At 48.1% G+C, this 12,774-nt stretch carries 10 protein-coding genes; all 10 read left to right on the top strand.

Translation table 11 applies throughout. The annotated features are described in order from the left end of the window. Positions 1-14: 14 nt before the first annotated feature. The 10 genes from DWW23_RS03320 (at position 15) to ftsA (ending at position 12,767) form a co-directional block, all read left to right on the top strand. Positions 15-368, top strand: coding sequence for an FtsL-like putative cell division protein (locus DWW23_RS03320; protein ID WP_009859918.1), 354 nt, complete (start codon positions 15-17; stop codon positions 366-368). Positions 369-370: 2 nt separating this feature from the next. Continuing rightward, a complete protein-coding gene (locus tag DWW23_RS03315) occupies positions 371-2,539 on the top strand; it encodes a penicillin-binding protein (protein ID WP_122351859.1) in 2,169 nt (722 codons plus the stop codon). A gap of 42 nt (positions 2,540-2,581) precedes the next feature. Continuing rightward, on the top strand, positions 2,582-4,054 hold the full coding sequence (locus DWW23_RS03310) for a UDP-N-acetylmuramoyl-L-alanyl-D-glutamate--2,6-diaminopimelate ligase (RefSeq protein ID WP_122351858.1): 1,473 nt from the start codon (positions 2,582-2,584) through the stop codon (positions 4,052-4,054). Between the two features lie 90 nt (positions 4,055-4,144). After that, complete coding sequence (gene mraY / locus DWW23_RS03305) at positions 4,145-5,404, top strand: phospho-N-acetylmuramoyl-pentapeptide-transferase (RefSeq protein ID WP_122351857.1); 1,260 nt, start codon at positions 4,145-4,147, stop codon at positions 5,402-5,404. A gap of 101 nt (positions 5,405-5,505) precedes the next feature. Next, the gene (gene murD / locus DWW23_RS03300; RefSeq protein WP_122351856.1) at positions 5,506-6,840 is read left to right on the top strand and encodes a UDP-N-acetylmuramoyl-L-alanine--D-glutamate ligase; all 1,335 of its coding nucleotides are present in this window, start codon (positions 5,506-5,508) and stop codon (positions 6,838-6,840) included. 11 nt (positions 6,841-6,851) lie between these two features. Beyond that, entirely contained in the window at positions 6,852-8,144 is a 1,293-nt protein-coding gene (locus tag DWW23_RS03295; protein WP_122351855.1) for an FtsW/RodA/SpoVE family cell cycle protein, read from the top strand. 3 nt (positions 8,145-8,147) lie between these two features. After that, on the top strand, positions 8,148-9,248 hold the full coding sequence (gene murG, locus DWW23_RS03290; protein WP_122351854.1) for an undecaprenyldiphospho-muramoylpentapeptide beta-N-acetylglucosaminyltransferase: 1,101 nt from the start codon (positions 8,148-8,150) through the stop codon (positions 9,246-9,248). An 8-nt stretch (positions 9,249-9,256) separates the two neighbouring features. Then, positions 9,257-10,690, top strand: a complete 1,434-nt coding sequence (murC, locus tag DWW23_RS03285; RefSeq protein WP_122351853.1) for a UDP-N-acetylmuramate--L-alanine ligase — start codon at positions 9,257-9,259, stop codon at positions 10,688-10,690. Then, positions 10,687-11,415: a cell division protein FtsQ/DivIB gene (locus DWW23_RS03280; RefSeq protein ID WP_122351852.1), complete on the top strand. Its 729-nt coding sequence runs from the start codon at positions 10,687-10,689 to the stop codon at positions 11,413-11,415. The genes murC and DWW23_RS03280 overlap by 4 nt, the downstream gene beginning before the upstream one ends. Positions 11,416-11,420: 5 nt before the next feature. Continuing rightward, positions 11,421-12,767, top strand: coding sequence for a cell division protein FtsA (gene ftsA, locus DWW23_RS03275; RefSeq protein WP_122351851.1), 1,347 nt, complete (start codon positions 11,421-11,423; stop codon positions 12,765-12,767). The last annotated feature ends 7 nt before the right edge of the window (positions 12,768-12,774 follow it).

Below are 12,774 nucleotides of genomic sequence, written 5' to 3'. Positions count from 1 at the left end.
TCAACTAAAAAAGTATGGAGGAAAAACAACAACGTAAAAAGTCGAAGAAAAAAGAGAAACGTCTTTCTCTTTTGTATGTGCTGGGCGGTGGTATCCTGAATGAGGATTTTATCGTTAAACACACACGGATGATCGTGCTTGTTGTGATAATGATATTCTTCTTTATCGGAAACCGCTACACCTGCATGCAAAAACTACGTGAGATCGACCGCCTGCAACAACGTCTGCGCGACATACGTTTTGAGGCATTGTCCATCTCATCGGAACTGACGGGTAACAGCCGCCAGTCGCAAGTTGAATTATTGATTGAAGAACAAGGTATTGAACTGGAAGGAGCCAAAACTCCGCCGTATGAATTATACAAATAAATATGGCTGAAGAGATCGAACCAATAGAAACTGCCCCGAAGAGTAACCGTATATTATTCTGTTACTTTATTGTCGTGCTGCTGTTGGGGCTTATAGCGGTTGGAATATTGCTACGCACGTTTGATACAGCTTTCGTGGAAAAGGAGAAATGGGAAAAAGTGGCAGAAAGCCAGAAACGCCCGAACCGTCTGATATTGCCCGGACGCGGAAACATCTATTCTTCCGATGGAAAGCTGATGGCTACCAGTGTGCCTCGTTACTATACCTATATAGACTTCCGGGCCGATGGATTTTCTGTCGATACGTTCCTGAGTTCGAAGGTGAACGGAGTCGATTCTTTGTCGGTCTATTTATCCCGGAAATTCAAAAACCGGACACCGGCCGGATATAAGGCTCATCTGCTTCGCGGACTGAAAAGTAAAAGCCGCCAGTATCCCGTCTATGAAGGCCGTGCTTCTTATACCGACCTGAAAGAGATGAAGAAATATCCGTTTCTCCGTTTAAGCCGGTACAAGAGCGGATTCTATACAAAGGAAATGGTGCAGCGTCAGAAGCCGTTCGGAACACTGGCTTCCCGTACGATCGGAGATATCTATGGTGAAATTGAAGCCGGAGGTATGACCAAGGGTAAGAATGGTCTGGAGTTGCAATACGATTCGTTGCTCCGGGGCGAAGCCGGTTTGAGTTCGGTACGTCGTGTAGGTGGCGGTTGGACGAATGTCGTTGAGGTGGAGCCGGTGGACGGTATGGATATCCGTACGACGATAGATATCAATATCCAGGATATAACCGAGAAGTCATTGGTCGATATGTTGAAGAAGATCGATGCCGAATCGGGAACAGCTGTAGTGATGGAAGTTTCCACAGGCGAGATAAAGGCAATAACCAATATGGGGCGTATCCGTGAAGGTGCTTATGCCGAAACGAAAAACCATGCTGTGGCTGATGAGATAGAGCCGGGCTCTACCTTCAAGGTCGCTTCTATGATGGTGGCGTTGGAAGATGGCGTCTGCCAGCCGAGCGATACGGTGGATGTCGGCAAAGGTATTTATATGTATAAAGGAGCCCGCATGACCGACCATAATATGAACAAAGGCGGTTACGGTCGTATCTCGGCAGAACAGGCGATCTGGTATTCATCGAATATCGGTGTTGCCAAGATCATTCTGAAAGGATACGAAAAGAACCCGACTAAATATGTGGAAGGCCTGTATAAACTAGGTCTGACTATCCCGCTGAACCTGGAAATACCGGGAGCCGGACGTGCCAAGATACGTATGCCGAATGATACCACTTTATATTGGTCGAAGACTACGTTGCCCTGGATGTCGTTCGGATACGAAACGCAGATACCTCCGATCTATACGCTGACATTCTTCAATGCCATAGCGAACGGCGGTAAGATGGTGCGCCCGATGTTTACCAAAGAGATCATGCACAATGGCAAGACGGTGCAGAGTTTCTCGACGGAAGTCCTGAAATCGTCGATCTGTTCCGACAATACACTGGCTATTATCAAAGATATGTTGTTGGGTGTGGTTGAGCAGGGAACAGGTAAAGCCGTGCATTCGGATATTATCCGTATCGCAGGAAAGACAGGTACGGCACAGATCGCATCCGGTGGTGTTTACCGTACGAGCGGTCACCAGGTCGCTTTTTGCGGATATTTCCCGGCCGATGAACCAAAGTATTCCTGTATCGTTGTGATCCGCCGTCCGCGTATCGGTTATCCTTCAGGGGGTACGATGTCCGGAGGCGTAGTGAAGGCCATTGCCGAGAAAGTCTATGCCAGCCATATGTCGTTCGACGTGCGCGATATGGAACGCGATTCATTGGCGGTTATGCTGCCGGCGGCAAAGAACGGTAATCTGGATGCGTTGGAAAATGTATTGGGCAAGCTCGATGTCAGTGCAAACACGGATAGCCTGGAAACAAAATGGGTGACCTCTAAGCGGGAAGAAGGAGATGAAGAACTTCATCTGCGTGATCTGACGATCCGTGAAGGACTGGTTCCGAATGTGATCGGCATGGGAGCGAAAGATGCTGTCTACTTGCTTGAAAGTGCAGGTTTACGAGTGGTATTGGATGGAATGGGACGAGTTTCCTCCCAGTCGATGGGACCGGGAACGCGGATTGCCAAAGGACAGTCCATCCGCTTAACATTAAAATAATAGAAGGACAGGTTTTCTGACCTGTCTGCAAACAGATAGAATATGGAACTGAAGAAATTGATTCATACGTTGGATGTACTGGAAACAGTGGGTGCTGATGATGTAAAAATCACAGGTATCCAGTCCGACTCCCGTAAGGTGGAAAACGGCTTTTTATTCGTAGCGGTCAGAGGCACGGCAGTCGACGGACATGCCTATATCGACGGAGCTATTGCCAAAGGAGCCGTAGCGGTCATCTGCGAGGAAATTCCATCCCTTTCGGAAGAAAGGGAAGTTTCATTCGGGAGAAACATTTGTTTTATCCGGGTGAAAGATTCGGCGGACGCATTAGGTAAGGTCGTCTCGACCTGGTATGGCAATCCTTCGGACAAACTGACGCTGGTAGGTGTTACCGGAACGAACGGTAAGACGACGATCGCGACTTTATTGTATGAAATGTTCCGTAAGATGGGGCATAAGGTAGGACTGCTTTCAACCGTATGCAATTATATCGACGGCGAAGCGATCCCGACCGATCATACGACGCCCGACCCGATCACTCTCCACGGCCTGATGGCACGCATGGTAGAAGCCGGATGCGAATATGCCTTTATGGAAGTCAGTTCCCATTCGATCGACCAGAAACGTATCAGTGGCCTGTCGTTCGACGGTGGTATTTTTACCAACCTGACACGCGACCATCTGGATTATCATAAAACGGTAGAGAATTACCTGAAGGCAAAGAAGAAATTCTTCGACGACCTGCCTGCCGATGCTTTTGCGTTGACTAACGCAGACGATAAATCAGGTCTGGTCATGCTCCAGAACACGGCGGCCAGGAAACTGACCTATTCGCTCCGTACCTTGGCAGACTTCAAAGGAAAGATTCTCGAATCTCATTTTGAAGGAACCGAAATGGTTATCAACGGACGTGACGTGATCGTGCATTTCGTAGGCCGTTTCAATGCTTACAACCTGTTGGCTGTGTACGGTGCTGCTGTTTCTTTAGGGAAGGACCCGGAGGAAACGCTGATCGTCCTGAGTACGTTGCATTCGGTCTCCGGCCGTTTTGAAACGATACAATCTCCGCTCGGTTATACGGCGATTGTCGATTACGCCCATACACCTGATGCCTTGACAAATGTACTGAATGGTATCCAGGAAGTGCTCGACGGCAGAGGCCGCATCATCACCGTGGTGGGGGCGGGTGGCAACCGTGACAAAGGCAAACGTCCGCTGATGGCGAAAGAAGCTGCCAAACTGAGCGACCAGGTGATCCTGACCTCTGATAATCCTCGTTTAGAAGAACCTGACGAGATCATTCGGGATATGGTGGCCGGACTGAGTAAGGCGGATATGGAACGTACGCTTTGCATCACTGATCGTATGCAAGCGATCAAGACAGCGACTATGCTGGCAAAGAAAGGCGATGTGATCCTCGTGGCCGGTAAAGGACATGAAGATTATCAGGACGTGAAAGGCGTAAAACACCATTTTGACGACCGGGAAGTAATAAGAAATATATTTAATAGTTGACAGTTGACAGATGACGGTTGACAGTTAAATGTACATCACAAATAACTGTCAACTGTCACTTGTCACTTGTCAACTGAAAACAAAGTTTTTATGTTGTATTATCTTTTTAATTATCTGGATCAATTCGACTTACCTGGAGCGGGTATGTTTAAATATGTATCATTCCGTTCCGGATTGGCGTTGATTCTCTCTTTGTTCATCTCGACAGCCATCGGCCGCCGTATTATCGACCGCTTGCAGATGTTGCAGATCGGCGAGACGGTACGTAATCTCGGATTGGAAGGACAGATGAGCAAGAAAGGCACTCCGACGATGGGTGGAATCATTATCATCATTGCGATTCTGATTCCGACCTTGCTTTGTGCGAAACTGAATAACATCTATGTGATCCTGATGATGGTTACCACCGTTTGGCTGGGTGCTCTGGGCTTTGCCGACGATTACATTAAAGTATTCCGTAAGAACAAAGAAGGAATGCACGGTAAATTCAAGATCGTAGGTCAGGTCGGCCTGGGGCTGATTGTCGGGCTGGTGTTGTTTATGAGTCCTGATGTCGTGATCAAAGAGAATATGGAAGTGCGTCACGATAACGTAATCGAGGAAGTTCATTATCACACGGTGGAAACCAAATCGACCAAGACGACCATTCCATTTATGAAGAATAATAATTTCGATTATGCCCAACTGGTTAGCTGGGCAGGCGATTATAAAGAAGAAGCAGCCTGGCTGGTATTCGTTTTGATGACCATATTCGTGGTGACGGCCGTTTCTAACGGTGCGAACCTTACCGACGGACTGGACGGACTGGCGGCAGGAAGTTCCGCTATTATCGGGGTTGCATTGGGTATATTGGCCTATATGTCTGCCCACTTCGAATTTGCTTCCTTCCTGAATATCATGTTTATCCCCGGTGCAGAGGAATTGGTGGTTTTTGCTGCTGCCTTTATCGGGGCAACAGTCGGTTTCCTTTGGTATAATTCATACCCGGCACAGGTGTTTATGGGAGATACGGGTAGTTTGACGTTGGGAGGTATTATTGCTGTGTTCGCTATAATTATACGTAAAGAGTTGCTAATACCGATTCTTTGTGGTATTTTTCTCGCTGAAAGTATTTCGGTTATGGTACAGGTTGCCTACTTCAAATATACAAAAAAGAAGTATGGTGAAGGGCGTCGTATATTTAAGATGACGCCGTTGCACCATCATTTCCAGAAGGCGGGAAACGCAGGAATACAAGCGTTGCTGCAAAAACCGTTCAACGTGGTGCCCGAATCGAAGATCGTGGTACGTTTCTGGTTGATCGGTATTATTCTGGCGGTTATTACGATTGTGACATTGAAGATGAGATAAATTCAGTTGACAAGTGACAGATGACAGTTGACAGATAAGGTTAGCGACTGATACCTGTCAACCGTCACTTGTCAACTGTCAACTAAAAAATAAAGTTTTTTATGAAGCGGATTGTTGTATTAGGGGGAGGAGAAAGCGGTGCAGGTGCAGCCGTGTTGGCGAAGGCAAAAGGATTTGACGTGTTCGTTTCTGACTTTTCGTCTATCAAACCCAAGTATAAGGATATGCTCGACGCCCACGGGATTCGTTGGGAAGAAGGACAGCATACCGAAGCCGACATTCTGAATGCCGACGAGATCATCAAAAGCCCCGGAATACCTGACAAGGCTCCGATGATCCAGAAACTGAAAGCGCAGGGGACGCATATCATCTCCGAAATCGAATTTGCCGGGCGATACACCGATTCGAAGATGATCTGTATTACCGGAAGTAATGGTAAGACAACGACTACCATGCTTACATACCACGTCCTGAAAGAAGCCGGAGTGGATGTCGGCCTGGCCGGAAACGTAGGGAACAGCCTGGCATTACAGGTTGCCGAAGACCCGCACGCGGTCTACGTGATCGAACTGAGCAGTTTTCAGTTGGACAACATGTACGACTTCAAAGCGGATATAGCTATCTTGTTGAATATAACGCCCGATCATCTGGACCGTTATAACTACGAGATGCAGAATTATGTGAACGCCAAGTTCCGCATAATCCAGAACCAAACGTCGGAAGATGCATTCATCTTTTGGAACGACGACCCGATCATTGCCCGTGAGATCGCTAAACGCCATCCTGCGGCAACTCTTTACCCATTCGCCGAAACGCATGAAGACGGCGTGAAGGGATATACGGATAATAAGCAAATAGTAATTGAAACCTCAAACGGAACATTTACAATGGATCAGGACTTATTGGCATTAACGGGTACACATAACCTGTACAATTCGCTGGCATCGGGCATCGCATCCAAAGTGGTCGATATCCACGATGAAAATATACGGGCTTCACTGAGTGACTTTACCGGGGTGGAACACCGCCTGGAGAAAGTGGCCCGTGTACGCGGAGTAGATTATATCAACGACTCGAAAGCGACGAACGTGAACTCTTGCTGGTATGCCTTGCAAAGTATGACGACCAAACTGGTACTGATACTGGGCGGAACGGACAAGGGTAACGACTACTCCGAGATTGAAGAACTAGTAAAACAAAAAGTACGTGCCTTGATCTTCCTGGGTGTCGACAATAACAAACTGCATACTTTCTTCGACGGAAAGGTGGCGCAGATTGAAGATGCCCGCTCGATGGAAGAAGCGGTAAGCAAGGCTTATAAACTGGCAGAAAAGGGAGACACCGTGTTGTTATCGCCTTGCTGCGCCAGCTTCGACCTCTTCAAGAGTTATGAAGACCGCGGTGATCAGTTTAAGGCTTGCGTACGTAATTTGTAAAATAAATTAAAATGGATCTGGCAAGTAAATTATTTAAGGGCGACCGGGTGATATGGATCATCTTTATGTTCCTGTGCCTGATTTCGGTGATTGAGGTGTTCAGTGCCACGAGTACGATCGCCTACAAGAACGCGAATCATTGGGCGCCGATCGTCCGGCATGCCACTTTCCTGTTGGGGGGATTTGTGCTTGTCTTGTTGCTGCACAATGTCCCGTGCCGGTTCTTTCCGGCGTTTATTTTGTTGCTTCCCGTATCGGTGTTGATGTTGATCGTCACGCCTTTTGTGGGGATCAATGCCAATGATGCGCACCGTTGGCTGGAGATATTCGGGATACAGTTTCAGCCTTCCGAGTTTGCGAAGCTGGCATCTATTGTGTTCATCGCCTTCCTGCTCAGCAAGCGGAGCAGGTTTACCGACGACCAGATATTCAAGTATATCCTGATTGGGGTGGGAACGACTTGCGTGCTGATTCTTCCGGAAAACTTTTCGACGGCTTTCATGTTATTCGGGGTGTGTTTCCTGATGATGTTTATCGGACAATTGCCGCTGTTGAAGCTGGGTAAACTGGCGGGTGTTCTGATATTGGCACTTATCCTGTTTATCATGTTGTTGCGGTTTACGCCGGCAGGAGTCACCCAATATTTGCCCGATCGTTTTGCTACGTGGCAGGGGCGTCTGGAACGTTTCTTTGACGGGCACGAATCGGATACGGATGAAAATGGTGTATATAAGATAACCGATGATAACTACCAGGTCTCCCATGCAAAGATCGCAATCGCACACGGAGGATTGTTCGGACAGTTGCCTGGTCACGGTCAGCAGAGGGATTTCCTTCCGCAGGCCTATTCCGACTTTATTTATGCGATCATTATAGAAGAGTTGGGGGTAGTCGGAGGCGTATTCGTGCTGATGCTATATATCATGCTGTTGGTACGAGTCGGGATGATCGCCCGGAAATGCGATAAAGCCTTTCCGAAATACCTTGTGCTGGGATGCGGCTTGTTGGTCGTGGTTCAGGCACTTGCCAATATGGCGGTGGCAGTCAACCTGATACCGGTGACCGGACAGCCGATGCCGTTGGTTAGCCGTGGTGGTACCTCTACGGTGATATCCTGTATTTATTTCGGGATCATCCTGAGTGTAAGCCGTTTCGGAGCTAATATGGGTAATGAAGAAGATGAGCTTCCGGAAGAGGAAACTGAAGGTGCCGGTGCACCCCCGGCCATCACGGAAGAAGAAATATCCAACTGGGTGCCTGATACGCAACCCGCAACAGAGGAAGAAGTAACAGAAACAAAATAGAAAATGAAACAGTACCGTATAATAATAAGTGGCGGCGGAACCGGAGGTCATATCTTCCCGGCCATCTCCATCGCCAATACCATCAGGAAACGTTTTCCTGATGCGGAAATCTTATTTGTAGGTGCGGAAGACCGGATGGAAATGGAAAAGGTTCCGGCCGCCGGCTATCAGATAGTAGGTTTACCGGTGAGCGGCTTCGACCGTGCTCACCTGTTCAATAATATAAAGGTGCTCAACCGTCTGCGTAAAAGTCTCGGAATGGCGAAGAAAACGATCCGTGAGTTCCGTCCCGATATTGCAGTAGGCGTAGGAGGCTATGCCAGTGGTCCGACTCTGTGGATGGCGGCTTCGCAAGGTATTCCGACGCTGATTCAGGAGCAGAATTCCTATGCGGGGGTGACGAATAAGTTGCTTGCAAAGAAAGCATCGAAAATATGTGTCGCTTACGATGGAATGGAGAAGTTTTTCCCTGCAGAAAAAATTGTGGTAACCGGAAATCCTGTCCGTCAGGATTTGGAGGAAGCACTCGATAAGAAGGAAGAGGCTTTGTCCTTTTTCGGACTATTGCCAGAGAAGAGAACGATCCTGGTGGTAGGAGGCAGCCTGGGGGCACGGACGATCAACCGGAGTATCCAGGGCGACCTCGACAAACTGTTCGCTTCCGACGTACAGGTGATCTGGCAGACCGGACGTTATTATTACAACGAAGCCACCAAGCATCTGAAAGCCTATCGTGGTATGCCGGTCTGGTGTTCCGACTTTATCACCCGTATGGATTATGCCTATTCGGCCGCCGACCTGATCATATCCCGTGCCGGTGCAAGTTCGATTTCCGAGCTTTGCCTGTTGAAGAAACCGGTTATTCTGGTTCCTTCTCCCAACGTGGCGGAAGATCATCAGACAAAAAATGCGCTTGCTTTGGTAAACAAAGACGCGGCGATCATGGTTGCAGATAAAGATGCGGAGCAGGAATTGGTCACGAAAGCGCTCGAAGTCGTTCACGACGACGAACGGTTGGCGTTGATGAGCCGTAATATAGAAAAGTTGGCCCATCATCACAGTGCGGACCAGATTGTCGATGAGATTATTAAAATAATAGAATAGAAAACGATATGAATATAAATACGATAACGGCCGTTTATTTTGTCGGAGCCGGAGGAATCGGGATGAGTGCCTTGATCCGCTACTTCCTTTCAAAAGGAAAGCAAGTAGCCGGATACGATAAAACATCCTCCGACCTGACCGCTCAGCTAAATCGCGAAGGAGCCGTTATTCATTACGAAGATAATGTTTCCCTGATACCGGATACCTTCAGGGATCCGGCTCGAACATTGGTAGTTTACACCCCGGCCGTTCCCGAATCGCATACTGAACTAAGCTATTTCCGTCAGAACGGCTTTGAAGTTATGAAGCGTGCCCGTGTCTTAGGTGAAATAACCAACTGCTCACGCGGTCTTTGTATTGCCGGGACGCACGGAAAGACAACGACTTCTTCCATGCTTGCCCACCTGCTGAAACAATCGCATGTAGATTGTAATGCTTTCCTGGGCGGTATCCTGAAGAACTATGACAGTAACCTGATGCTCTCCGATAAAAGTGACCTGACCGTCATCGAAGCCGATGAGTTCGACCGTTCTTTCCATTGGCTGACTCCTTATATGGCAGTGATCACCGCCGCCGACCCGGATCACCTGGATATCTATGGTACGGCAGAAGCCTATCGTGAAAGCTTCGAACATTTTACCTCACTGATCCGTCCTGACGGTTGCCTGGTCATGAAGAAAGGTATCGATGTGACACCCCGCTTGAAAGAAGGCGTTAAGCTCTTCACCTACACAGGAGCTGAAGAAGATAACGGTCATCTGTCATCTGTCAACTGTCAACTGTCAACTGAAAAAGCCGATTTCCATGCCGAAAACATCCGTATCGGTAATGGTGAGATTTGGTTCGATTTCGTAGGCCCTGATATCCGTATTGCCGATATCCAGTTGGGGGTTCCTGTAAAAGTAAACATAGAGAACGGTGTTGCTGCCATCGCTTTGGCATGGATGAACGGCGTAACACCCGAAGAAATAAGAAGAGGTATGGCTTCTTTCGGAGGTCCGAAACGCCGTTTTGATTTCCACCTGAAGAAAGACAATATTGTCCTGATCGATGATTATGCACACCATCCCGCCGAACTGGCTGCCAGCATCCAATCCGTTAAGGAACTCTATGCCGGACGCAAAGTGACGGGCATTTTTCAGCCGCACCTGTACACTCGTACACGTGACTTTGCACCTGACTTTGCCGCCAGCCTGTCGCTGTTGGACGAACTGATCCTGCTGGATATTTATCCTGCGCGGGAAGAACCTATTCCGGGGGTCACTTCGGAAATCATATTCGATGCTGTCACTATTCTTTCCAGGAAGCTGATCCGCAAAAGCGAATTGCTCGACCTGGTAGCGAAAGAGGCGGATACGTTTGAAGTTGTATTGATGGTCGGCGCCGGTGATATCGACCGGTTGATCGAACCTGTAAAACAAATATTGGATAAGAAATTGTGATTCGTATAGTTTCCATAGTAGTAGCTACACTGTTGTTTTGTTACATCGTGTTTGTTTCCTTTTTCTTCCGGGATATGAGGCAGGACAAGATGTGCCAGGATCTCCAGGTCGTGGTGAAAGACAGTCTTGACAAACATTTCGTAAGCGAAAGCGACCTGGTGTCGATCCTTAAAAAGGCCGATCTGAACCCGATCAAAAAGCCTATGGACGCGATCAATACCGACAAGATAGAAACAGAACTGAAAAAGAACGAGATGATCGCCCGTGTCGAAGCATATAAAACACCTTCCGGGATCATTAAGCTTGAAGTTGAGCAGAAAATTCCTATCTTGCGTGTGATAAGCTCCAGAGGGAACTTCTACGTGGATAATCTCGGCACTACGATGCCGGTCAGTTTCCGTTATGTTGCCGACGTTCCTTTAGTAAGCGGATATGTCGAAAAAGAGCTGGCGATAACCGACTTATACAAATTTGCATTATTTTTGCAGGAGAATGAGTTCTGGAATAATCAGATAGAACAGATTTATGTTCATCCTGATAACGAAGTGGAACTGATTCCCCGGGTGGGCAACCATCGTATTGTACTGGGTTCTTTCGACAACTTTGAAGAAAAGCTGGATAACCTGCGGCTTTTCTATGATAAAGTCGTTCCGAAAACGGGTTGGGAGAAATACAGTATACTGAATTTAAAATACAAAGATCAGATTGTTTGTACTAAAAGATAGATAATATGGCATACACAGACTTTATAGCAGCCATCGACCTTGGCTCTTCTCACATGGTCGGTATGGTAGGAACGAAGAGCCCGACGGGCGCTCTCTCGATTATTGCCTACGAAGTTGAGAACTCCGCTACCTGTATACGAAGAGGATGTGTATATAATGTGGAAGAAACGGCGAATAAGATCAAACGGCTTATCCTGAAGCTCGAGAATAAACTGAACGGCGCGAAAGTCGGCAAGGTTTATGTCGGTATCGGCGGTCAGTCGTTGCGTTCGATCGACCACACGGTTCCCCGTATCCTGGGCACAGACGGAGTAGTGACGGAGGAAATTATCAAGGGGCTGTATGAGGAATGCTGCAATTACCACCCGGACATGCTGGATGTGCTGGCTGCGGTTTCGCCTACCTATGTTTTAGACGACAAACCAGAACCCAATCCGGTAGGTATTCCCTGTACCCGGATTGAAGCACGTTATAAGTTGATTGTCGGACGGCCTTCGTTGAAGCGTTACGTGGTCAACAGTATTGCCGACCGTGCTAAAATAGAAATTGCCGATATCGTTGTTTCTCCGCTGGCTTTGGCCGATGTAGTGTTGACTGACAATGAGAAAGATCTGGGATGTGCCCTGATCGGTTTCGGTGCCGGAGTGACAACACTGACGGTTTATAAAGGCGGCCAGCTGGTTAACCTTTCCGTCATTCCTTTCGGTGGAAACCTGATCACCCGTGATATTACCAGTCTCCATCTGGTGGAAGCTGAAGCCGAACGTGTGAAGTTGACCTATGGGAGTGCCCTGATGGAAAAAGACAACGACCTGAGTATTCAGGTGAGTTCCGCCGACGGTATGGGGTTACGTGAGGTTAAACTGGCCGATCTCAATAATGTGATCGAAGCCCGTATGAAGGAGATACTCGAAAATGTATATGCCCGTCTTGAAGCGACCGGCCTGATGAATTCGCTGGGTGCAGGTATCATTATTACCGGTGGCGGTGCCGCCCTGAAGAACCTGCCTGAAGTGATTCGTGAACGCTTGAAGATGGATGTACGCTATTCTGCCGTACGCAAAGGCATCGTGGAGAGTGGCGAGATGATCGCAAACAATCCTGAATATGCTGTCGCTGTCGGCTTGTTGGCAAGGGGAACAGAAAACTGTGCCCTTTATATTCCTCCCAAAGTTGAACCGATACCGGAGAAGAAGGAAGAAGAGCCCGTTGTGGAAGAACCTAAGAGAGCTCCCGAACCTCCCAAGAAGAAACCGGAGAAGAAGAAAGGCCCCGGCCTGTTCGGACGCCTGACCAAGGGAATAGATACGTTTGGCAAGAGCCTGTTTGACGACGAAGACGATATAAAGTAAATCAGCG

Origin of the sequence: Parabacteroides sp. AF14-59, assembly GCF_003479515.1 — a bacterium.
Lineage (GTDB): Bacteria > Bacteroidota > Bacteroidia > Bacteroidales > Tannerellaceae > Parabacteroides > Parabacteroides faecis.
The sequence above is the reverse complement of the archived record's forward strand: the minus strand, read 5'-3'. Positions and strand labels throughout refer to the sequence as shown.